Raw genomic sequence first — 21748 nt, forward strand, 5'->3', positions numbered from 1 at the left:
CTCGCGCCGCGATCAGCCTGCGATCAACCTGCGATCAGCTTCAGCCCCGCCGGCAGCGCTTCGCCGAACACGCGGCCCGTGTCGGCCGTATCGAGTGCGACGACTTCGCGCACCATCGTCACCCACGTGGGCGGCGCGTTCGCGGATTCGAGGCGCCGCAGCACCGCGTCGCGCACTTCGGGCGCGAGGTCGCGCGAGCGGTCGCCCGTCATGCGCGCGATCTGCGCGGCGGCGAACATCGCCGGTTCGATCTTCTTCCAGTCGAGCGCGAGTATCGCGTCGAGCCAGCGCGTGGCCGTCTCCGGCGGCACGACGCCATGCGCGCTGCCGTAGAACGGCTGGCGCGCGCCGATGCGCCCCACGGCCCACCAGGTCTGATGATTCTCCGAAGGCTTCTGGAGCCGCTGCAACAGCCGCTCGCCGATCTCGACCTTGCGCTCGGCAGCGATCTGTTCGAGCGAGGCATAGAGCCGGATCATGTCCGGAAAACCGAGCTTCGCTGGGTCGAAGGGCAGCTTGTGGCGCTTCGAGCCGGCCGCCTCTTCGAGGTACGTCATCGCCTCCAGTACCTCATTCTGCTGCGCTTCGTTCAGCCCACCCGCCGCGCGCCGCCAGAGCGTCCACCACTCCGACCACACCTGGCCTTCGTTGACGAACTGGATGCCGTCGTCGAAGAGCGTCCATAGCTGTTCGACGCGCCATTCGTCCAGCGGATAGCCGAACCCCGGGCGCAGGCTGAACCCGGCCAGGTTGAGCCACAGACGTTCGTGATCGGCCGAACGCCGGCGCTTGCCGGCGCGCTCCCACAGCGCGCCGAACAGCTCGCGCAGGAGCGGGCCGTCCCAGTTCTGGCGCGGCCCGAGCCGCTCTTCGAGATGCGCGCGCAGACGCTTCACCTCTTTCGCATCGACCTTCGCGGAGCGCGCGCCGAACACGCGTTCGATCGCTTCGATGGCGTCGTCGAGGCCCGCGTGGCGCGACTCGCCGCCCGCTGTCGACGCGCCGCCTTCGTGCTCGGCGCGGCGCAGCGCGAATTCGAGCAGCCAGCGCTGCGAGGCGTCGTCGGTGGCAATGCAGTGCATCTCCAGCGTGCCGACTTCGGTCAACGCGGTCGTGAGCTTGACGGGGCGCTCGCGCGCCGTCCTTGCATCTCCGGACGCGGGCACCACCGTCGCGAGCGGCGGCAGGCGCACGAAGTCGCCCGCCGCGAGGTCGGCCATCTCACCCGGCCGCCACGCGGTGTCGGCAACCGTCGATGCCAGGTGGAACTGCACGGGCTGGCCGAGCTGCAGCGCGAAGGTGCGGTCATCGAGATGCAGTTCATGCCCTTCCTCGGTGCCGCGCGGCAGGACGCATACGCCGCGCGGCGTAGTGCGCGCCTCGTCGCTTGCGGCATCGTCGAGGACGAGAAAGTAACTGCGCGGCGAGCCGCCGCCGATGCGCGGCGCGTGGCCCGCGCGCGCGAGCGCGTAGGCGACCGCGCCGCGCGCGACGGCCACGTCGGGTTGATCGTTTTGCAGCACGTTGAGCGGCTCGCCGCGCCAGGCGCCGAGCGTGTCGGCGAGGCGCTGCGCGAGCGAGCGGGCGCGGAACACGCCGCCGTTGAGCAGCAGCGCGTCGGGCACGGGCGGCGCGGCGTCCTGTGCGCCAACCTCGCCCAGCGCCTCGCGCGACTGCGCGGCAAAGCGCTGCAAGAACGCCGCGATATGGCGCGTGATGGCCGGATCGGCCGCATAGGGCAAGCCGAACTCGACGATCGCCGCGCGCGAGCGGCGCGGCAGGTCGCTCGCGGCGCCCATCGGGAAAAAGCCGTCCAGCACGATCTGCGCGACTTCCTCGCGGCCGAGCTGCGTGGTGCGCGCACCGCCCACGAGGCGAGCGCCCGTGCCGAGCAGCGTGACGGGCACGGACTCCGGCGCGCTCGCGTCGAGCAGCAGTTCCTTCGCCACACGGCAGCGCTCGACGAGCTGCGAAAGGCTCGCGGCGCTCAGGCGTGCTTGCGCGTTCTGCGCGTTTTGCGTATTCACGAGCCGGCTCTCGGCCAGATGCGCAAGCGCAAGATCCATGTTGTCGCCGCCCAGCATCAGATGATTGCCCACGCCTATGCGCGTGAGCTGCGGCTCGCCGTTCTCGAACTGGACCTTGATGAGCGTGAGGTCGGTCGTGCCGCCCCCCACATCGCACACGAGCACGAGGCGCGACGCGCCCAGTTCGGCGTCGAGCGTCGCGCGATGGTGGTACAGCCAGTCGTAGAACGCGGCCTGCGGCTCTTCCAGCAGCCGCAGCGCGGGCAGCTTCGCGAGCCGCGCCGCTTCGAGCGTGAGCGCGCGCGCGCCGTCGTCGAACGACGCGGGCACGGTCAGCACCACGTCCTGGTCTTCGAGCGGCGCAGGCGGAAAACGATGGTTCCAGGCGGCGCGCACGTGCGCGAGATAGCTCGCGCTCGCGACGACCGGCGACACCTTGGCGACGTCGTCGGGCGCGCCCCACGGCAGGATCGGCGCGAGGCGATCGACCGCGGCATGCGAGAGCCAGCTCTTCGCGCTCGCCACGAGCCGGCCCGGCACCTGCGCGCCGAGCGTGCGCGCGAGGCGGCCGACCACGACGCCCGCGAGCTCGCCGCTGGCGCTCTCGGAAGACGCGCTCCACGGCAGGCGCAGATCGCCCTCGGCCAGCTCGCCCGCCGCCGGGTGATAGCGCGCGGAAGGCAGCATTTTTTCCGCCCCCACTTCTCCGGGACCGGTGAGCTGCTCGATGTCGAACACGCGGATGGCGTCGCCGCCAGCCTCCACGTACGCCACGACCGTATTGCTCGTCCCCAGGTCGATGCCGACGACGTATGGCTTCATCGGACTCAGGCGCTTGCTCCGCCGCGCACGTCGAATTCGACCTTCCAGCGCTCGCTCGTACCGCTCGGCATCGCTTCGAGTTCGAGCGTGCCGGCTTCCGTCACGCGCGCGTGCAGCCGCACCGGCACGACCTCGCCGGAGGTGCGGCCTTCGGTCGGCAGCGTGGCCTGGATTTCCTCCAGCTCCTGCAGCTCGTCGGGCGACCAGTAGTCGAGCATCGTGCCCACCAGATCCTGACGCCGCACCGACGAACCGAAGAAGCGGAAATGCACCGGCTCGCCCACCACGAGGCCGAACTCCTGCGGCGGGAGCGGCACTTCCGTGCCCTCTTCCATGCCGAACGGCGCGACGCAAAGCGCCGAGACGGGCGGCTCCATGCCCGGGACTGCCGGCATGGCCGATTCCACGGCCACGTAGTACGCGCGCGCCGTGCCGCCGCGAATGCGCACGCCCTTGCCGCGCTTTACGTAGCCGTAATAGGCCGCGCCGCGCGCCACGGCGAGGTCGAGGTCCGCGCCGCCCAGCAGGCGTGCGGGCGCGGCGCCCTCGGCCGCGAGCCAGCCGTTGAGGATGTCGAGCACGCGTTGCGAAAGCAGCGGCGACTTGAACACGCCGCCGTTGAACAGAATCGCCGTGGGATGCAGGAAGGTCGCGCCTTCGGGCAATGCGCCAAAGCCTTCGAGTTCCGCAAGCGCTTGCACCTGGCGCCCGAGGAAGGCGGCGAGATGGCGCGTGACGCCCGCATCCTGCGCATAGGGCAGGCCGAGCTGCGTGAGGCCCGCGCGCGTGCGCGCGGCGGGGCGCGCGGTGGCGTCCACCTGCGGGAAGAAGCCTTCGAGGATGATCTGCGTGAGCTCGGCTCGCGTGAGTTCCGTGCGGATCGATCCGCCGATGAGCTTGGAGCCGCGGCTCGGCACGACGATCGGCACCGTATCGACGGACGCGTCGCTCAGCAGCGCTTCCTTGGCCGACCGGCACGCGTAGGTCAGCGCGCGCAATTGCCACGGATCGGCCTGCGTGCCCTGGGCCGCGAGCTTGCGCGCGACGACGTGCGCGAGCGCGAGGTCCATGTTGTCGCCGCCGAGCAGGATGTGCTCGCCCACCGCTACGCGGTGCAGCTCGAGGTTCCCTTCGCGCTCGATCACGGCGATGAGCGAAAGGTCGGTCGTGCCGCCGCCCACGTCGACCACGAGGATGATGTCGCCGACCTTCACTTCCTTGCGCCAGGCGCCGCCGCTCTTCTGGATCCAGCTATAGAGCGCCGCCTGCGGCTCCTCCAGCAGCGTCATGTTGGCGTAGCCGGCCGCCTGCGCCGCCTCGGCCGTCAGCTCGCGCGCGGCCGGATCGAACGACGCCGGAATCGTGACGGTGATGTTCTGGTCGGCGAACGGCGCCTCGGGATGCGCGTGATCCCACGCCTCGCGCAGGTGCGTGAGATAGCGCACCGAGCTTTCGAGCGGCGAGACGCGCGTCACTTCTGGCGGCGCGTCGTTGGGCAGGATCGCCGCGCGGCGGTCCACGCCCGGGTGGCACAGCCAGCTCTTCGCGCTCGAAACGAGGCGTATGGGCGTGCCCGCGCCCCGGCTGCGCGCGAGTTCGCCGACGGCGTAGTCGCGCTCGGACGTCCACGGCAGCGTGAGATCGCCCGGCGTCATCTCGCCCGCGTGCGGCAGGTAGAGAAACGAAGGCAGCAGGTGGGGCGACTCGAGCGTGCCCGGCGCCGTGAGCTGGGTGACGTTCAGCACGCCCTGCTCTGTCTTTTCGCCGTCGCTCGCCAGGAGGTCCACGTAAGACAGCGCGCAATGCGTCGTACCGAGGTCGACGCCGATCGAATATCGCGATTCACTCACAGTTCCACCTCCGCGGGGGCGATGATGCTCGCGTCGTGCGTCTTGACGAGCTGGGGCAGCTTGACTTCCTCGACACGCCAGCCGCGGTGCGTGAGGCTGCCGCTAAAGGGCGCCTCGCCGACCACATTGCCCGTGAGGCGCACGGCGGCGGCGTCGAAGCCCGCGGGCAGCGTCACGCGCGCGCCTTCGGCCTCGCTGCGCACCGGGCGGAGCGCGAAATGGTCGCGCAGCGTGGCGCGGCAGCCTTCGTGGACGATGCGCGCGGCGGCGCCGATATCGGCATCGCTGTAACCGGCGATGTCTTCCTCGACGAAATCGACGAAACGCGCGTTGCGCTGGAGCAGCCCGAGCAGCTGAAGCGCGGCGTCGGGAGTCGCTTCCTTGATGACGGCGGGCGCGGGGGCGGGCTGCGGCTTCGCCACCGGCGCCGCGGCGGGCGCGGGTGTGACCGTGGCGGGGGCGAACGACGCAGGACCGCCTTCACGCAGACGGCGCACGTTAGCGGCAAGCTCGGCATCGCCGAGGATCGCGAAGAACGATCCCAGCGCGACCGAAAGCCGGCCGAAGAAAGACAGATTCGATTCGGGCATAGAGACGACTCCAAATATCTTGCCTGGGCTCGCAACGCGAGCCGACCTGCCGGGCTCGCGACGAGGCCCGATCGATGCCTGGAAGGAGGCGGCCAGCAGGGGGACTGGAGCCCGGCGCGGGCTCAAAACCCGTATTTTGCCTTGTCGCGGGCGTGAGCCGGTCAAAATGCGGGATTTGGCGGGGAATTGGCGCCTTTAGCGCGGCTGGGGGGCGCGCGGGTTGGCGGTTCGAACTGCGCGTGGCGCCGGGGCAGAGAGGGACGGGCCGGATTGCTGCGCGGTTCAGATTGGGTGCACCGCAGATTCGACTCGCATTACTTCGCGATTCCCGCGCGGCCGCATCGGCGCGTGGGCGGTGAGCCCCGCGCCGATGCCAGCGAAACCCGGGCGAATTCAGGGAAAGATCGGCGTCGTCGGTTCCGCACCTTCCACGTCGGCGCGCGGAACGTGCTGAGCAATGTTCTGCTCGATCTCGGCTTCGCGCGAGCCGGGAACGTCGGCCATCACGAGCAACTGACCGTCCTCGATCGGCCCGCGAAAGCGCGCAAGCCGCGTGTTCGGTTCGTCCACGCCGATCATGGCGGCCGTCCACGCGCCGAACACCGCGCCGGCGAGCGTGAGCGCGACGACGGCACCACCCGCGATCTCGAGATTCGCGGGCGGAAACATCAGCGCCACCAGACCGACGATCGCACCGGTCGCGCCGCCGAACGCCACGCCGCGCTCCAGCGCATGCACGACGTCGCTGCGCTGCAAGAGCGACGCCTCGGGCAGGCGTTCGAGCCCAACGCTGTGGTTGGCGAGCACGTGGATATGGCGCCAGGTGATGCGGGCGCGCAGCAGATCGTCCACGATTGCCTGCGCCGTCGTGGTGTCGGGAGCGAGGAAATAGAGGCGTCTCATGATGGCCCTCCTTGGGTGATGCGGTCGCGTGCTACCGCTCGATTCCAGTCATCCTACGCCTGACATCCCCGCAACGCGCAAGCCGGAATCTGCTTCGCCGACGTACCCGTTGCTGCCGAGTCAACTCTCCGACACTGCGACACGCGAGGCGGACGCCAATCCCAGATTCGCACGCACTTCATATGATTTCGCATTCCCGCATGACCCGCACGCCGTGCCGGCAGCCCAAACGAGCTCACCGACCGACCGCGATATTGCCCATCCTGCGCTGTGCACATCGAACTGGAGCAATCACGCACCGGCCGTCGGCAAAGGCGCGCACCGAGCCACCGCTAGATCTCGACGCGCGCGCCCACCTCGATCACGCGATTGGCGGGCAGCTTGAAGAATGCGGCGATATTCCCGACGTTGTGCAGCATCACCGCGAACAGGCGCTCGCGCCACAACGACATGCCATGGCCGCGCGTGGGCACCACCACGGCGCGGCTCAGGAACCACGACGTTTCGTCGAGATCGAACGCGAGTTCCGCAGACTTGTATGCGGCCAGCGTGCGCGGCAAGTCGACGTCGTCCTTGAATCCGTAATTGACGACGACGTAGTAGCAGCCCGGGCAGAGCAGTTCGACCACCACGCGCTCGCTCTCGGCTACCCATGGCACATCCTTCGTCATCACGCTCAGGAATACTACGCGTTCGTGCAGCACACGGTTGTGCCGCAGGTTGTTGGCAAGGGCATGCGGTACCGCGTTGGCGTTCGGCGTGAGGAAGATCGCCGTGCCGCCCACGCGCACGGGCGAACGCTCGAGCAGCGCCGTCAGGTAGGGCTTGAGCGGCTTCTTGTCGGCGCGCGCTCGCGCCTCGGCGAGCATCATTTCCCACCCGCGTCCCCAGGTGGCCATGACCGTGAACATGAGCGCGCCTATCACGAGCGGGAACCAGCCGCCGTCCACGATCTTTAGCATGTTGGCCGAGAAAAACATGGCGTCGATCACGAAGAAAAACGCTGTCGCGAAGACGCAAAGCGCCCAGTTGTAATGCCACGCGTAGCGCACCACGAAGAACGTGAGAAACGTCGTGATGAGCATGGTGCCGGTCACGGCAATGCCATAAGCGGACCCGAGCGCCGTGGAAGAGCGGAAGCCGAGCACCGCGGCGACGACGGCAATGAGCAGGATCCAGTTGATGCCGGGCACGTAGATCTGCCCGATCTCGCGCTCCGAGGTATGCACGATATTCATGCGTGGCAGGAAGGAAAGCTGCATGGCCTGCATGGCCATTGAATAGGTGCCCGAAATGACGGCTTGAGATGCGATGACGGTCGCGATCGTCGCGAGCACGATCATCGGCAGGATGGACCATTGCGGGAAGAGCCGGTAGAACGGGTTTTGCACTGCGCCGGGATGCGCCAGCAGCAACGCGCCCTGGCCGAGGTAGTTGAGCGCGAGCGCAGGAAACACGATGCCGAACCACGTGAGGCGTATCGGCCGCTTGCCGAAATGGCCCATGTCGGCATAGAGCGCCTCGGCGCCCGTGAGCGAAAGCACGACCGCGCCCAGCGCGACGAAAGCGAGCCAGCGATGATGCATGCAGAATGCGAGGCCTTGCAGCGGATCGAGTGCGACCAGCACGACCGGCGCGGCGGCGATGTTGACGACCCCCGCCACGCCGATCACGGCGAACCAGAGCACCATCACCGGACCGAACACGGCGCCGATGCCGCCCGTGCCATGCTTCTGTGTGATGAACAAAACGATGAGCGCCGTGAGCGTGACCGGAATCACATAGGTCTTGAGCGCGGGCTCCGCGACTTCGAGGCCTTCCACGGCGCTCAGCACGGAGATCGCCGGCGTGATCACGCTGTCGCCGAAGAAGAGCGCCGCACCCATCACGCCGATCACGAGCAGCGCGCGATGCAGGTGGGGCCGCCCGGAAACCGACGAAGCGGCGAGCGCGAGCAGCGCCATGATGCCGCCTTCGCCGTGATTGTTCGCCCGCAGGATGAGCGCGACGTACTTTAGCGAGACGACGATCATTAGCGACCAGAAGATCAGCGAGATGATGCCGACGATATTGAAGGCATTGAGCGCAAGCCCGTTGCCGGGATCGAATACCGTGGCGAGCGTATAGAGCGGGCTGGTGCCGATATCCCCATAAACCACGCCGAGCGCGGCCAGCGCGAGCGCAGGGAGAGCCGGGCGATGCGGACCGGAGTCGCCAACGTGCCCGTGGCCCGGCGCAGCGGATGCGGATTGTGCCATGTCTCCCTCCTGACGCCGCGCGAGCGAACCCGAGCGGCCACGGCGATTATCGTTTCGCTTTGGGGGCGCGTTTCCTGGCGCGCGCTAGAGAAAGTATAGGAACCTTGGCGTGAAAATGCGCTTCGTACGACGCGCACGCGCCACGGCGCCTTCGCGAAACTCGCGCGCCGTGGTCCCTGGGAGTCCGTGACGATTGCTGACCTCTCGCCCGACTATTTCTCCATACGATGGCAATGCCATCGACGTATGCGTGTGACCACGGGCATGCAACATGCGAACGCCGCCTCCATCAAGACCCTCCCTTTCGCCCCGCAATTCGAACTGCATTGGAGCGAATGGCAAGACGGTCGTTCGCTCCCGCGCTTCGGCGCCCTTGCGCGCATCGCCTGGCTAAAGGGCAGCTTGTGCACTGTCCCCGCTTTGCGTCCCGCGGCAATCATCCTTGTGAGGAATACCGATGATCCTGACCGGCGTGCATCGCCTATTCGCAAAGCAATTACCGGACACCATCGTTCATACGCATCGCGCATTGAAACGCAGCACTAGCCACTCAGACATCCTCCTTTGACCGGATAGCTTTATCGCGGCATCTATGCCAGATTAGATTTCACTCATCCCAAGCGCAGCGCCGGGGTCGCGAAGCGATGCGCCATGATTTCAAGGAGGACGGCTTGCACGATTCCTTTCCTCCCCTTCATGCTGTCACGCGCGTCATGTTCGTGAGCATGCTCACGGATGGCCGTTCGCGAGCGCGCCCATCATGAATGCCGCCAGCATCGTCGTGCTCGGTGCGGGCCCCGCGGGTGCCGCCGTCGCGCGCGCACTCGTCGGGATGGGTTATCGCGTGCAGGTGGTGAGCGACTGGCGCCGCTTCGACGCGGCGGAAACGCTGTCTGCGCGCGGAATCGAAGCACTGCGCCGCGCGGGTCTCCATTACGCGGCCAGCTGCGGCGAAGGGCCGTGCGTGCGCACCACGCTATGGAACGGCGCGCTGCGGACCCTGGATGCCGAATTTCTCGTAGATCGAAGAGTGTTCGACGCGGCATTGCGCGAAGACCTCTGCAGCGCGGGCGTGGACGTCATCGAGGCGAATGTGCGCTCGCTGCAGTCCACATCCGCGGGTCACGACCTCATGATCGAAAGTGCGGATGGACCGCTCACGCTGCGCGCGGATTTTCTCGTCGAAGCACGCGGCCGTCTCGCCCCCTTGTTGCGCGATGCCACGCGCGGACCGCAGACCGTGAGCCTGCTCAATGCATGGGCGGGCAGCCCCGGCGCGGCGGCCACTGCGGTAGAGAGCCTGCCGGCCGGCTGGGCGTGGATGGCGCGATTGAACGACGGCCGTTGCTACTGGCAGTTGACACTCGACGTCGCGAATCCCGAGTTGCCGCAACGCGACGAATTGCTCGCGTTTTGCGAGCGCATGCGCCACTCGCCGCTTGCTGTCGACTTCTTTTCGGGCGACGACGCAAAAGACGCGCGCCTCTATGCGCGCAGCAGCACCGCCACACTGTGCGGCCGTACGGGCGGCCACAACTGGCTGCGCGTGGGCGACGCCGCCATGGCTGTCGATCCGCTCGCGGGCAATGGCGTGTTCCAGTCGCTCACGTCGGCATTGCAGGCGCCCGCCGTGATCCACACGCTGCTCGCGCGGCCCGACCGCGCACCGCTCGCGCTGCGCTTCCACCAGCAGCGCATCGAGCAGTTGTTCACGCGCTTTGCGCGCACCAGCCGCGATGTCTATGCGCTCGAACAGCGCTGGAGCATGCAGCCCTTCTGGCAAACGCGAAGCGCATGGCCCGACGACCGGCCCGCTCATGTGAGCGCCGACTTCAACGAACTGAACGTGGGTCGCGCCCCCGTGATCGAGGGTGGCATGATTGCCGAAGCGGACGTGGTCGCGAGCCCGGACCAGCCGCTCGGCATCTGGCATCTGTGCGACGCTGCGCTCGCACCTGTGGTAGAGGCGCTACGCCGGGAGCCCGCCGAGCAGGTGCTCAAGTCGCTCGATGCGGATCAGGCGCGCCTGATCCGTCATTGGCTCGCGATGCAGGACTTTCCCGAGCGCTACGTTTGACTCGCGTCTGCGCGAGCTTCGTCCACGAAAGTATCGATTCGACATCTATAACCTTCGTACAACGAACTGATGTTGCGCGCGTACTCTCGGTCGAACGCATAAGGTGCGTCGCGACGGCATCATGCCCGCGCTTTCCGGCCGCGGCATCGCCGGTTCCAGGCAGCGTGGCGCCAATGAGGTCGCCCGGTGCAGGTCATGATTGGTTGCACGCGAGAACGATGGGGCGCCGTGAGCCTCGTCAGCAATTTGTAATCAGCGCGCATTGTTCTTGCTAGCCCACTTACGCCCGCCCTATCCAGTCGCGCGGGCCAACCATATCGAGCGAGTAAGGGGGCGCAATGGCAACGATCGATTCCCGGATCCGGGCGGCAATTTTCGCCGCGCTGATCGGCGTGCTGACGGCATGCGGCGGCAGTGGTGGGGGCGGAGGCGGCGGGAGCAGCTCGGGCAGCAGCACGAGCGGGCCGCCGGGCGGTGTCACGCTGCAAGTCGTCTCGTTCGGCGACAGCCTTTCCGATGTCGGCACGTATGCGCCCCTCGCGAGCGCCGTAGGCGGCGGCCGGTTCACGACCAACCCTGGCCAGGTCTGGTCCCAGAATGTCGCGCAATACTATGGGAATACGCTCGGCGCCGCGTACACCGTCGGCCTCGATCACAAGCTGAGCGCGCAAGGCGGCTTAGGCTACGCGGAGGGCGGCGCGACAGTCGCCACGCCGGCCAACCAGTACGATTTCCTCTCCGATGTGATCGGCAACATCGAAATGCCGGTCAATCAACAGGTTTCGAGCTATCTCACCGCTCACGGCAGCTTCAACTCGGGCCAGTTGGTGCTCGTGTGGGCGGGCTCGAACGACGTGCTGCGCGCCGGCAATCCGCCGGGCGCCAACACCGTCGTCCAGGCCGCCGCGACGACGCTCGCGCAGATCGTCGGGCAAATCGTCCAGGCCGGCGCCACGCATGTCGTGGTGATCAACGTGCCGAACGTCGGTCTCTCGCCCAAGGCGATCGCCTCGGCCGACGGCGGCGCGAACCTGACCCAACTGTCGCAACTCTTCAACAGCACGTTGAACGGCGCGCTGCAAGCGAATGGCCTGCAGGGCAAGGTCATCCAGATCGATTCCTATACGTGGGTGACGCAGCTCGTCGCGAACTTCAAGGCAAACGGCTTTGCTGTATCTAACACGGCCCAGGCCTGCGACCCTTCGAAAACGCCGGACAACACCTCCTTGTTCTGTTCGCGGGCCACTTACGTCACGTCCAACGCCGACCAGACCTATATGTTCGCCGACGATCTTCACCCCACCACGCGCACGCATGCGCTTTTTGCGCAGTACGTCGAACAGCAGATCGCAGCGAGCGGCCTGGGGCACTGAATAGCGGGTTGACGCGGCCGCGCCACGGATGCGCGGCCGCCTGGCTCTCCAACGGCGACCTTTTCAACTGGCGGTCAGCCACTTACAAAGGGGCCGAACAACGCGCCCGCGAAGCGGGCACATCGCATCGATTGTCGTCCCCAGCCGAACGCTGCGTCTCGTTCGGCGGGCTTTATCCACGCGTGCGTCGACGGCATACTCCCTCTCGTAGATTCCACGACCACGCCGAACCCATGTTAAACAGGGACGCCATTCGCTCCGGTGCATTTCTCGAGAGCTTCAATTTCCTTCCACCGGAAATCCTGTGGACACAAGCCCGTATCGACCAGTCGCTCGCCGATACGATGGCCGCGCGGCCCGCTGACGAGGACGTCTGGGTGTTCGCCTACGGTTCGCTCATGTGGAATCCGCTGTCCCGTTTCGACCTGAGCGTCAGCGCGACGCTGCACGGCTGGCACCGTAGCTTCTGCATCCGCCTGATGGCCGGGCGCGGCACGCCGCAGTGCCCGGGCCGCATGCTCGCGCTGGAGCCGGGCGGTCATACGCAAGGCGTGGCGCTGCGACTCGATGCCGCGGCGCGAGACGAAGAGCTGCGCATTCTCTGGACGCGCGAAATGCTCACGGGCGCCTACAAGCCCACCTGGACCACGGTGACGCTCGTCACGGGCGAGACGCAGCACGCCCTCGCGTTCGTGGCGAACGGCTGCCCGCGGCAATACGAGGCCGATTCGAGTCCCTCGACGGTCGCGCGCCAGATCGCCGAGGCACAAGGCCCGCTCGGCACCAACGCCGAATACGTCTTGCGCCTCAGGCAGGCGCTCGCCGATCGCGCGCTGACCGATGCCTATATCGAGGAAGTGGCGCAAGCGCTCGGACGTTTCGAAACGCAGGGCTAAACGAGCCGACTCAAACCCGTAGCCACCTGAACAAGACCGAACGCGGCAATCGCGACGGCGGAGAAAACGGAAATGCCGCGCGTGAACGCGAGAGGCAGCTTCGTGCGCAGCGCGGAGGTAACGACGCTGAGGAAGAGCCACCACACGGCAGAACCGGCGAAAACGCCCGTTACCATCGGCACCACGGTGAACCAGTTCATCGCGGCAGGCGCTCCCTGGCTGGGATTCAACGGCCCAAGCGCCGCAAAGGCTGCGATGAAAGAGAAAATGGTCAGCGGGTTTGAGAGCGTGAGTGCAAACGTGGTGAGGAAATCCCGCGTGACCGGTACACGTATCGTGTCCTGCCCGGCCGCTGGCGCGGCAGGCGCCTCGCGTGCGATCGTCCACGCCATCCACACGAGAAACGTACCGCCCGCCGCTTTCAGAACGACGGTCAGCATCGGCAGGGCCGCCACGATGCCCGCCACCCCGAGCGCGCCGAGCAGGCCATAGACGGCATCGGCGCATGCCGCGCCCATGCCCGTAGCGAACCCTGAGAAGAAGCCCCGGCTCAGGCTGCGCTGGATGCACAGCATGCCGATGGCTCCGACTGGCGCTGCGATACAGAAGCCCATCGCCACCGCTTTCACGAACAACATGTTGCTCTCCCCGCAATCCTTGTCGTATAGGCGAATATCGTAGACGGCGAGGCTTTGCCGCAAAAGCGGGTTTTTAAGGGAGAATGGGCGTTTTACCTTAAAGTCTTCGCCATGACGGACGATCTGGACTGGAAAATACTGATGCACCTGCAAAACAACGGGCGCATGACCTACACCGAGCTTGCGCGCCAGGTGCACCTGTCCGTGCCGGCAGTCACGGAGCGGGTGCGGCGTCTGGAAGAAGCCGGGGTGATCGAAGGCTACGCGGCGCGTGTGAACCCGGCCGCCGCCGGTTACCCGATCTCGGCCCTGCTCGGCATTACGGTGCAGCAATCGGCGAAGGCGAAGTTCCTCAAGCTGCTCGGCACCATCGGCGAAGTCCTCGAATGCCATCACGTCACGGGCGCGGACTCCTATGTCATTCGCCTGGTGGCGACGAGCGTGGCCGACCTGGAGCGCCTGATCCAGCGGATCAATCTCTACGGCGAGACGCGCACGTCCGTCGTCATGTCCACACCGCTCGCCGCGCGGGCGCTGGAGCGGCCGCATGCAAACCGGACAGTCCCGGCCAGCAAGCGCTGAACAACAGCCAATGCTCGTGCGTAGCCAGCGCACCGTAGCCGGTGCGCTAGAGCAGATCCAGTCCGCGCTCTTTTTTCATGTACCGCTTCCACCGCGCCACGAGTTCGCCGCGACGCTGCCCGTGCCGCTCGTCCAGAAAACTGGCCTCGATGATCCGGTCCGTCCTGAAGTGACGAAATGCCTGGCGCTGCTCGCACCAGGCCGCCAGCAACCGAACCGTATCGGCGTAGCCAATTAGCACGGGCCATACCGTGCGCTCGCTTACGCGTCCGCCCTCGTCGCGGTAGCGCATGTGCAGCTTGCGGCCCGCGCGAATCCACTCCCGCAGCTGCGTGAAGTCCAGCCCGCCCGCGCTGGCTGGGGACGCGAGAGGCGGCGGCGCACCCACCGTCGGCTCCGCAACGAAGGGGCGCAGCTGTTCCGGAACGACAGTCGCGATCTTTGCCACGAGGTCTCGCGCGGCCCTCGAAAGCGCAGGATCGCCGCGCCCGGCAACCCATTGTGCACCGAGCACGGTCGCTTCGAGTTCGTCGGGCGTGAGCATGAGCGGGGGCATGTCGTACTGGCGATCGAGCACGTAGCCCAGCCCCGCCTCGCCGCGAATCGGAACCCGCTGGGCCATCAGATCAGCGACGTCGCGATACACCGTCCGCAAGGACACCTCCAGTTCCTCGGCCAGGCGGCTCGCGGTGACAGGGCGCTTCGAACGCCGCAGAATCTGGATGATCTGGAATAGTCGGTCGGTTCGGCGCATGGGCGTGCGGATTTTGCTGGGCTCGCTGGATTCGCTGCTGACAAAACGGTGGCAGCAGGCCTTCGGTAGGATGCGAGCGCAGTTTAACCGACACCGCCATGACCCACGGAGGGCAAGATGGATTTCGTTTCCACCCGAATCATTACTGACGACGTCAAACGACTCGTTCAGTTTTACGAAGCAATTGGACTCACGGCGACCTGGTACACGGATGAGTTTGCGGAGCTTTCAACGGCCAGCGCTACGCTGGCCATTGGCAGCAGGCGCACGATGGACATGTTCGGTGCGGGCGCCGCCGTTCCCGAGCGCAACCAGTCCGTCATCGTCGAGTTTCGCGTGAAGGATGTCGATGAGGCTTGTCGCAAGCTCGAAACGATGGTCACCGAGCTTGTGCAGCGCCCGACAACGCAGCCCTGGGGCAATCGCTCGCTGCTCGTTCGCGATCCGGACGGCAACCTCGTCAATCTCTTCACGCCTGTCACGGCGGAAGCCACTCGAAAGTACAGCCGTAGTTAGTGGCGATGGTGCGGCCGACGTGGCGGTGGGACGCGAAGTGGCGCACCGCACGCTCGACGCACCTTCCGGCTTGGCGTCATGCGCGTCAAAGCTTCGGCTGGCACTCGAAGTTGATAACGGACGATTGTTCCTTAAGCGCTTCGAGGCCCTCTGTATGCTCCAGCCCGAGGCTCGTCTGCATGCCGCGGCCCTCGCAGTAACGGGTCGCCTCGCTCACTGCGCGCTTGTGCGCGCGCGCCCACGCGAGACGGCCGCCCGTTGCAGAAGCCGTGACGACATACGTACCCTGTTTGTCGGCGGCGGCCACATCGCCAGCCGAAGCACAACCGGCGAGGACTGTGCAAGCGGCGGCCACGGCTACGAGTGCCTTGGGCAACGGCTCCGCGAAACGGGGCCACGGCCGCGAGCGCTCGCCTGCGCAGCTCGCCTCGGTCTGCGCATTTGCGGCCCCTTTGAAAACTTCCTCCATCGATCCCTCTCATGATCGAGCGCCGTTGGCGCTCACATGGAGGAGCAGTTTAGGGGCGTGCTATCGAAAGTCTATGCGCATGCAATGAATTCACTGTTACCGCCATCCAGACAATCGCAGCGCTTCCGGCCCCTAAGCGGGCACGCCCGCCATCGCGCGCCCGGAACGCCCCCACGCAACGAGTGAGCCGAGGCCGAGGACCGCGAGGCAGACGATCGGCACGATCATCGGACCGAATGCCGTGCCCGTGACTTTGCCCGCGAACGGCATCAGGTTCTGTCCGAAGAAACCGCCGAGATTGCCGATCGAGTTGATCGCCGCGACGCTCGCCGCTGCACGCGCGCCGGTGAAGTAACGCGGCGGCATCGACCAGAAGCACGGATACAGAAGTGGAATGCAGGCTCCGCCCATGACGAGCGCGATGAAGCGCAGCGGCGTGGAAGGCAGCAGAAGGCTCAGCAGGAAACACACCGTGCCGAGCGCCGCGACGATCGCCATGGCGCGCAGCACGCTCGTGGCGCGGCGCAGCCTGGAGGGCAGCCACAGCAGCAGCAACACCGCCAGTGCCCAGGGCAGCATGCTCAAGAGACCGTTCGTGCTGCTCGACACGCCAAACGATTTCACGAGCGTAGGCAGCCAGTAAGTCACGCCGTACAGCGACGTCGACATCAGCATGTACGTCGCGGCGAAAAGCATCACGCGCGGGTCGAGCAGCGCCTTCCACGGCTGCGCGTGCTCAGCGTGCTGCGGTTTTTCGCGTTCGAGCGCGGCCGCCACGATCTGCTTTTCGCGCTCGTTCAGGAAACGCGCCTCCTGGTAGGACGCAGGCAGCAGCCTGAAGACGGCAATGCCAACGAGCACCGCCGGCAGGCCCGTGGCGATGAACACCCACTGCCAGCCCGCGAGGCCGCCCAGGCCATCGAGGCTCAGCAGCCAGCCGCCCACGAGCGAGCCCAGCATGTTCGCGAGCGCGCTGCCGAGCGTGAAGATGCCGAGCACGCGCGCTCGATAGCTTTGCGGAAACCACAGCGTGAGGTAATAAATGACGCCCGGATAGAAGCCGGCCTCGGCCACGCCCAGCGCGAAGCGCAGCCCGCAGAACACGTTCATCGACGTCGTGAAGCCCATCAGCACCGTGATCACGCCCCAGGTGAGCATGATGCGCGCGAGCCAGACGCGCGCGCCGTAGCGGTGCAGCGCGAGCGTGCTCGGCACCTCGAACAGCAGATAGCCGATGAAGAACAGCGAGGAAGCGAGGCCGAACGCCGCTTCGGTCATGTTGAGGCTATGCACCATCTGCAGCTTCGCGAAGCCGACATTTTGCCGGTCGATGAAGGAGATGAGAAACATCACGACGAGGATCGGCATCAGGCGGCGCGCGATCTTCGACATCACGTGCCGCTCTTCGGCGGGCCGCTGGTCAAGCATTGAATCAGTGTTCACTACGTTCTCCTACGGGTTTTCGTTATGTTGTCCATGGTTGCGGGGTTCGCTACGACGGGCGGAACTCCCCGAGCATCGGCACGAACATCTCGTTCCACGTGCGCGGTTTGGCCTTGATCGTGCCCACCATGTAAAGAAAGTCCACGTACTCCATCAGTTGCTCGGGCCAGACCGAAAAGCGCGACTCCGGCGCGGCGAGCGTCTGCACCACGTGCTCGCGCGAGATGCCGAATCCCGATGAGGCGACGTAGATCTGCGCGGCGGCCTGCGGGTTCTGCGCGATCAGGCGGTTCGCTTCGTCGAGCGCGCCAAGGAACGCGCGCGCCAGCGCCGGCTCGGCGTCGACGAGGCGCTTGGGCGCGAACACCACGTCGAGTGTCAGCGGGCCGAGCACGTCGACCGAATCGACCACGCGGCGAATACCGCGCTGCTGCAATTCGAGCGTCGAGAATGGCGGCGACGCGAAGTGCGCGGTGATGCCGCCCTCGCGCCGGATCAGCGACTGCATGGCCTGCGGATGCGGCATGCCGACCGTGATCGAATCGAGTTGCGCGAAGTGCTGCGGCCCAAGCAGCTTGCTCGCGACCATCTGCAGCACGACGGCCGAGAGCGAGGTGCGGATGCCGGGCACGGCAATGCGGTCGGCGGGTGTAAAGTCGCGCAGCGTGTCGATCTGCGGCCGGTTCGTGTTGAGCGAGAGCGAGGTGGCCGAGAGACCGCTGATGCCGATCACCTCGACGTTCGGAATACCCCGCGCCCGCGCCCACAGCACGATGAAGCCTGGCGCGCCCACGGCCGCGAAGTCGAGCGTGCCGGCCATCATGGCGTCGTCGACGGAATTGCCGCCGTCGAGCAGCACCCATTGCACGCCCACCCCCGCCAGCCCCTGGCGGGCGGCGTGCCGCTCGAAAAGCCGTGCCTTCTCCATGACGAGCAGCGGCAAATACAGCAGACCGTAGCCCTTCGAGATGCGTACCGTGCGCGTCGAAGCGTTGACCCACACAGGCGCGAGCGCGGCGCCCATGCCGGCCGCGCCAAGCCCTGCGGCGACGAGGGCGCGCCGCCGCAGCGAAGGCCGCCGTGGCGACTTCGGTCGCATGTTGCCGTCTCCTTTGGTTCGTGTCGTAATCATGTCGCTGCATCTTCCATGGTTCGCGAGGTTACCGGGCGAGTCTGAGAAAATGCTGAGAAAACGTTGAGTGCAGACCTCGGGAAAACCCGCAATCGGACCCATGAAGATTTCGGCAGGAACAGCATCATGCGCATTCTGGTGGTAGAGGACGACGCGGAAATCGGCGCGGCGATCGCGAGCCGCCTCACGCGCCTCGGGCACGCGGTGGACCTCGAAGCGCACGGCGGCACGGCGAACAGCCTGCTGGGCATCGAGCGCTTCGACCTCGTCGTGCTCGACGTCATGCTCCCCGGCATGGACGGTTTCGCGATCCTGCGCAATCTGCGCGCGGCGGGCTCCGCGACTCCGGTGCTGCTCCTTACCGCGCGCTCGGCCATCGACGACCGTGTGAGCGGCCTCGGACTCGGGGCCGACGACTACCTCGTCAAGCCGTTCGACTATCGCGAACTCGAAGCGCGCGTGCAGGCGCTCTTGCGCCGCAACAGCGGGCACGCGAACGATGTCGTGCGGCTCGGCGGCCTTGCGATCGACCGCAGCAGCCGCCTTGCCGAACTCGACGGCAAACCGCTTTCGCTCTCGCGCCAGGAGTTCGCGCTGCTCGAAATCCTGGTCACGCGCCCGCAGCGCATCTTCCCCAAAGAGGAACTGCTGAACCAGCTGTTCAGCTATGGCAACGAGCCGAGCGCGAACGCCGTCGAGCAATACGTCACGCGCGTACGGAAGAAGCTGCAGGGCAGCTCGGTGGAAATCCGCACGGCGCGCGGCATGGGATATCAAATTGCCGCGCTTTGACTGGTTCCCGAAAACGCTGCTCGGCCGCACGCTCCTCTTCGTCGCGCTGGTCGTGGCGTCGGGCGCGGCGGCGCTCGCGGGCATCGCCCGGTACTACGCGGGCGTCGCATCCGAGCGCGCGTACGATCAACTGCTTGCGGGCGCAACGATCCAGGTCGCCGAAAACCTGTACGTGCAGGGCGGCGTGCTCGCGCTCAATCCGCCGGTGGCCGCGCTCTCCTCGCTCTCGCGCTATGACGTCGTCTACTACCGGGTGGTCGACGCACGCGGTGTCGTGGTGGCGGGCTACGGCGACCTGCCCGGTCCGCCCAGCGTCCTGAGCGCGCGGCAAGGTCCCGCGTTCGCGAACGGGCACTATCAGGGCGAGCGCGTGCGCACGGCGACCATCGCGCGCTACATGCCCGATGCCCACCCGCCCGGCTGGGCGGTCGTGACGGTCGCCCAGACCACCCACGCGCGGCAGCAGCTCACGAACGACATGAGCCTCAAGGTGTGGACACTCATCGTGCTGATGAGCGTGCTCGCCATTGGCGCGAGCGGCCTTGCGATCCGGCGCGGTTTGCGCCCGCTCGCGCAGATCGAGCAAATCATCGCAGCGCGCGACCCGGCCGATCTGCGGCCCGTGGCGCACGACACGCCGAGCGAGATCAACGCGCTGATAGGCGCCATCAACGGGCTGATCGGCCGGCTCGCGGAGCGCATGACTGCGATGCAGCGGTTCATCGCCGATGCCGCGCATCAGATGCGCACCCCGATTGCGCGGCTCGATGCACAGATCGAGTTGCTCAGCACCGAATCCGATCCCACGCGCCAGGCCGCGCGGCTCGAAGCCTTGCGCGCGACTTGCTCGGACGTCGGCCGGCTCACCGGCCAGTTGCTCAATCACGCGATGGTGATCCATCGCACGGAAGTCGTGCCGCTGCAGCGGGTGGATCTGGCGAAGCTCGCGAGAGAAGTGCTGGGCCGCACGATTCCGCTCGCCGACGAGCGCGACGTGAAAGTGGCGTTCGAAAGCAATGCGCCGCAGGTCTGGATTGCCGGCGATCCGGTGAGCTTGCAGGAAGCGCTCTCGAACGTGCTGCACAACGCGCTGTTGCATGGCAAGGCCGACGATATCGTCGTGACCATCCGCGCCTTGCGCGACGCCGTCACGCTGACCGTGACCGACAACGGCCGCGGCATTGCGCGCGAAGATTGGGAAGCGGCGCTGCGCCCGTTCGAACGTCTGGGTCAGGAAGGTGCGGAGCGCACTACCGGTTCCGGACTCGGGCTCGCGATCGTGCAGGAGGTGATGAAAGCGCACGGCGGGCGCGTGGGTTTCGCGTTTCCCGCCGATGGGGGGTTTGCCGTGGTGCTGACGTTTCCTTCGACGGAAAGTGCGCAAATCGGGATCGAGAACGGCGATCCACAGAAGTCAGCCGGAGCGGCGTTGCGCAACACCGCTCCATGATCATGTGATCGCGGCAGCGCCAGTTCGCGCACGGCGGGCGTCAGCGCGTCGACCGCCGTACAGATGTCGTAGAACGCACACGACGGCCGCTCGCAGCGCGTTACTTCACCACGACCTGCGTATGCCCGACCACGGGCGGCTTTTCGAAGTACGGGCCGACGAGGCTGCGCCACGCCTGAAAGTCCGCCGACTCGCGAAAGTGCACCATGTGGTCCTCGACGGTATCCCACTGCACGACGAGCACATACTGATTCGGCTCTTCGACGCTGCGCTGCAGTTCCACGGCGCGGCAACCGCGCGCGCGGTGAAACAGCGGCAGCGCCTGCGCCACGCCTGCCTCGAATTCGGCGTTCTTGCCGGCGCTCACCGTGATATGCGCCATCTCGTAGACCATCCTGTTCTCCTTGTGATTCACGTTGATTTGCTGCTGCATGCCGTTCTGTTCAGGCGTTCGATCAACCCGGGACGACGTATGCCCATTGCCGCGTTCGCCATCCGCGAACTACGGACGGTTGCCAGCATAACCCGGTTCCTGGGCGTCGTCAGGCAGCGGGGGCCGAGCGACAGGAGATGGAAACAGGGGGCACCCGATCAAACGGTCGGGCCGCGTCAAACGACTGCGTTGCGCAGCGCGCTTCTGAAACGAGGTGCTTCGCCACCCCATCGCCGAACTCTCGAGCCCGCGCGCCGCAAAGCTTTTTTGCAGGCGCTACGCACGCGCATCCTTTCCGGCAAGTTCGCACCCGGGGAACGGCTCGTCGAGGCGCAGCTGCGCGAAGGTCGAAGGCAATGCGATTTTCGCAGCCGGCCCGCTCGACAGCGAGGGGGGAGACGCGCTACGCCGCGACGAATGGCCGTTTCCACGCAATGATCGTGGAAGCGGCGCACAATCTCGCGGTAAGCACCGCGCTCGCGCTCAACGACAAGCTTCCGTTCGTCGCGCCGGGCACGGTGGTGTTCGACAAGACCGCGCAGGAGCGCCAGTTCATGATGCTCTCGTATGCCCACCGCCAGCATCACGCCATCGTGGGCGCGCTCGTGAATGGCGAAGGCGTGCGCGTCGAGGCGCTGATGAAAGAGCACACGCACATTTTCGAAGGAGAGCCTGAATCTCCCGGTCGACCGCCTGCACCTGAGCGCCGTCAAGGCCGCGGTTGACGCATGAGACACGGCACG

General features: G+C 66.6%; 19 protein-coding genes. 8 read left to right on the forward strand and 11 right to left on the reverse strand.

The features are described from left to right. Nucleotides 1-23: 23 nt before the first annotated feature. The 5 genes from BMI01S_RS24995 to BMI01S_RS25015 form a co-directional block, all read right to left on the reverse strand. Complete coding sequence (locus tag BMI01S_RS24995) at nt 24-2849, reverse strand: Hsp70 family protein (protein WP_028231841.1); 2826 nt, start codon at nt 2847-2849, stop codon at nt 24-26. Nucleotides 2850-2854: 5 nt separating this feature from the next. Next, nucleotides 2855-4699, reverse strand: coding sequence for an Hsp70 family protein (locus tag BMI01S_RS25000; protein ID WP_028231840.1), 1845 nt, complete (start codon nt 4697-4699; stop codon nt 2855-2857). Next, complete coding sequence (locus tag BMI01S_RS25005) at nt 4696-5289, reverse strand: DUF2760 domain-containing protein (RefSeq protein ID WP_028231839.1); 594 nt, start codon at nt 5287-5289, stop codon at nt 4696-4698. Before BMI01S_RS25005 ends, BMI01S_RS25000 begins: the two co-directional genes overlap by 4 nt. Nucleotides 5290-5682: 393 nt before the next feature. Beyond that, nucleotides 5683-6192, reverse strand: coding sequence for a hypothetical protein (locus BMI01S_RS25010; protein ID WP_028213869.1), 510 nt, complete (start codon nt 6190-6192; stop codon nt 5683-5685). A gap of 332 nt (nt 6193-6524) precedes the next feature. After that, nucleotides 6525-8366, reverse strand: a complete 1842-nt coding sequence (locus tag BMI01S_RS25015; RefSeq protein WP_407669060.1) for a potassium transporter Kup — start codon at nt 8364-8366, stop codon at nt 6525-6527. An 844-nt stretch (nt 8367-9210) separates the two neighbouring features. Between BMI01S_RS25015 and qhpG the strand changes: the two genes are divergently transcribed. The 3 genes from qhpG to BMI01S_RS25035 all read left to right on the forward strand — a co-directional run bounded on the left by qhpG (nt 9211) and on the right by BMI01S_RS25035 (nt 12796). Beyond that, nucleotides 9211-10527, forward strand: a complete 1317-nt coding sequence (qhpG, locus tag BMI01S_RS25025) for a flavin-dependent monooxygenase QhpG (protein WP_028231837.1) — start codon at nt 9211-9213, stop codon at nt 10525-10527. Between the two features lie 338 nt (nt 10528-10865). Continuing rightward, nucleotides 10866-11900 (forward strand): SGNH/GDSL hydrolase family protein, encoded by a 1035-nt coding sequence (locus BMI01S_RS25030; RefSeq protein WP_028231836.1) that lies wholly within the window; start codon nt 10866-10868, stop codon nt 11898-11900. A 233-nt stretch (nt 11901-12133) separates the two neighbouring features. Next, nucleotides 12134-12796 carry a gamma-glutamylcyclotransferase gene (locus BMI01S_RS25035; protein WP_036020230.1) on the forward strand — a complete coding sequence of 221 codons (663 nt, stop codon included), beginning with the start codon at nt 12134-12136 and terminating at the stop codon, nt 12794-12796. Here BMI01S_RS25035 and BMI01S_RS25040 read toward each other — a convergent pair. Then, a complete protein-coding gene (locus BMI01S_RS25040; RefSeq protein WP_028231835.1) occupies nt 12793-13434 on the reverse strand; it encodes a LysE family translocator in 642 nt (213 codons plus the stop codon). The two genes, BMI01S_RS25035 and BMI01S_RS25040, sit on opposite strands and share 4 nt — an antisense overlap. 141 nt (nt 13435-13575) lie before the next feature. Here BMI01S_RS25040 and BMI01S_RS25045 point away from each other — a divergent pair, with 141 nt between their 5' ends. After that, on the forward strand, nt 13576-14016 hold the full coding sequence (locus BMI01S_RS25045; protein WP_456088848.1) for an Lrp/AsnC family transcriptional regulator: 441 nt from the start codon (nt 13576-13578) through the stop codon (nt 14014-14016). Between the two features lie 46 nt (nt 14017-14062). Here BMI01S_RS25045 and BMI01S_RS25050 read toward each other — a convergent pair whose 3' ends face one another. Continuing rightward, on the reverse strand, nt 14063-14770 hold the full coding sequence (locus tag BMI01S_RS25050; protein ID WP_028231833.1) for a helix-turn-helix transcriptional regulator: 708 nt from the start codon (nt 14768-14770) through the stop codon (nt 14063-14065). Between the two features lie 117 nt (nt 14771-14887). On the opposite strand from BMI01S_RS25050, the gene BMI01S_RS25055 reads away from it, so the two are divergent. Next, a complete protein-coding gene (locus BMI01S_RS25055) occupies nt 14888-15286 on the forward strand; it encodes a VOC family protein (protein WP_028231832.1) in 399 nt (132 codons plus the stop codon). A gap of 85 nt (nt 15287-15371) precedes the next feature. On the opposite strand, the gene BMI01S_RS25060 is transcribed toward BMI01S_RS25055, so the two are convergent. From BMI01S_RS25060 to BMI01S_RS25070, 3 genes are all read right to left on the reverse strand, one after another. Continuing rightward, on the reverse strand, nt 15372-15755 hold the full coding sequence (locus tag BMI01S_RS25060; protein WP_244145391.1) for a hypothetical protein: 384 nt from the start codon (nt 15753-15755) through the stop codon (nt 15372-15374). A gap of 132 nt (nt 15756-15887) precedes the next feature. After that, nucleotides 15888-17183: an MFS transporter gene (locus BMI01S_RS25065; RefSeq protein WP_036045793.1), complete on the reverse strand. Its 1296-nt coding sequence runs from the start codon at nt 17181-17183 to the stop codon at nt 15888-15890. 64 nt (nt 17184-17247) lie between these two features. Next, entirely contained in the window at nt 17248-18297 is a 1050-nt protein-coding gene (locus BMI01S_RS25070) for an ABC transporter substrate-binding protein (protein ID WP_028231829.1), read from the reverse strand. Between the two features lie 159 nt (nt 18298-18456). Between BMI01S_RS25070 and BMI01S_RS25075 the strand changes: the two genes are divergently transcribed. Beyond that, nucleotides 18457-19122: a response regulator transcription factor gene (locus BMI01S_RS25075; RefSeq protein WP_028213858.1), complete on the forward strand. Its 666-nt coding sequence runs from the start codon at nt 18457-18459 to the stop codon at nt 19120-19122. Continuing rightward, complete coding sequence (locus BMI01S_RS25080) at nt 19109-20572, forward strand: sensor histidine kinase (RefSeq protein ID WP_081723496.1); 1464 nt, start codon at nt 19109-19111, stop codon at nt 20570-20572. The genes BMI01S_RS25075 and BMI01S_RS25080 overlap by 14 nt, the downstream gene beginning before the upstream one ends. Before the next feature lie 100 nt (nt 20573-20672). Here the strand turns inward: BMI01S_RS25080 and BMI01S_RS25085 are convergent, their stop codons facing one another. Beyond that, nucleotides 20673-20966, reverse strand: coding sequence for an antibiotic biosynthesis monooxygenase family protein (locus tag BMI01S_RS25085; protein WP_028213857.1), 294 nt, complete (start codon nt 20964-20966; stop codon nt 20673-20675). Between the two features lie 395 nt (nt 20967-21361). Between BMI01S_RS25085 and BMI01S_RS43190 the strand changes: the two genes are divergently transcribed. Then, nucleotides 21362-21730 carry an FCD domain-containing protein gene (locus BMI01S_RS43190; protein WP_238328022.1) on the forward strand — a complete coding sequence of 123 codons (369 nt, stop codon included), beginning with the start codon at nt 21362-21364 and terminating at the stop codon, nt 21728-21730. Nucleotides 21731-21748: the final 18 nt, after the last annotated feature.

This window comes from Paraburkholderia mimosarum LMG 23256 = NBRC 106338 (assembly GCF_000739815.1).
GTDB lineage: Bacteria > Pseudomonadota > Gammaproteobacteria > Burkholderiales > Burkholderiaceae > Paraburkholderia > Paraburkholderia mimosarum.

What these genes read in the sequence shown, in the direction of transcription:
- BMI01S_RS24995 (WP_028231841.1), bottom strand. Translation starts at nt 2,849, where the DNA reads ATGAAGCCATACGTCGTCGGCATCGACCTGGGGACGAGCAATACGGTC.
- BMI01S_RS25005 (WP_028231839.1), bottom strand. Translation starts at nt 5,289, where the DNA reads ATGCCCGAATCGAATCTGTCTTTCTTCGGCCGGCTTTCGGTCGCGCTG.
- BMI01S_RS25010 (WP_028213869.1), bottom strand. Translation starts at nt 6,192, where the DNA reads ATGAGACGCCTCTATTTCCTCGCTCCCGACACCACGACGGCGCAGGCA.
- qhpG (WP_028231837.1), top strand. Translation starts at nt 9,211, where the DNA reads ATGAATGCCGCCAGCATCGTCGTGCTCGGTGCGGGCCCCGCGGGTGCC.
- BMI01S_RS25030 (WP_028231836.1), top strand. Translation starts at nt 10,866, where the DNA reads ATGGCAACGATCGATTCCCGGATCCGGGCGGCAATTTTCGCCGCGCTG.
- BMI01S_RS25035 (WP_036020230.1), top strand. Translation starts at nt 12,134, where the DNA reads ATGTTAAACAGGGACGCCATTCGCTCCGGTGCATTTCTCGAGAGCTTC.
- BMI01S_RS25040 (WP_028231835.1), bottom strand. Translation starts at nt 13,434, where the DNA reads ATGTTGTTCGTGAAAGCGGTGGCGATGGGCTTCTGTATCGCAGCGCCA.
- BMI01S_RS25045 (WP_456088848.1), top strand. Translation starts at nt 13,576, where the DNA reads ATGCACCTGCAAAACAACGGGCGCATGACCTACACCGAGCTTGCGCGC.
- BMI01S_RS25050 (WP_028231833.1), bottom strand. Translation starts at nt 14,770, where the DNA reads ATGCGCCGAACCGACCGACTATTCCAGATCATCCAGATTCTGCGGCGT.
- BMI01S_RS25055 (WP_028231832.1), top strand. Translation starts at nt 14,888, where the DNA reads ATGGATTTCGTTTCCACCCGAATCATTACTGACGACGTCAAACGACTC.
- BMI01S_RS25060 (WP_244145391.1), bottom strand. Translation starts at nt 15,755, where the DNA reads ATGGAGGAAGTTTTCAAAGGGGCCGCAAATGCGCAGACCGAGGCGAGC.
- BMI01S_RS25065 (WP_036045793.1), bottom strand. Translation starts at nt 17,183, where the DNA reads ATGCTTGACCAGCGGCCCGCCGAAGAGCGGCACGTGATGTCGAAGATC.
- BMI01S_RS25070 (WP_028231829.1), bottom strand. Translation starts at nt 18,297, where the DNA reads ATGCGACCGAAGTCGCCACGGCGGCCTTCGCTGCGGCGGCGCGCCCTC.
- BMI01S_RS25075 (WP_028213858.1), top strand. Translation starts at nt 18,457, where the DNA reads ATGCGCATTCTGGTGGTAGAGGACGACGCGGAAATCGGCGCGGCGATC.
- BMI01S_RS25085 (WP_028213857.1), bottom strand. Translation starts at nt 20,966, where the DNA reads ATGGTCTACGAGATGGCGCATATCACGGTGAGCGCCGGCAAGAACGCC.
- BMI01S_RS43190 (WP_238328022.1), top strand. Translation starts at nt 21,362, where the DNA reads ATGCGATTTTCGCAGCCGGCCCGCTCGACAGCGAGGGGGGAGACGCGC.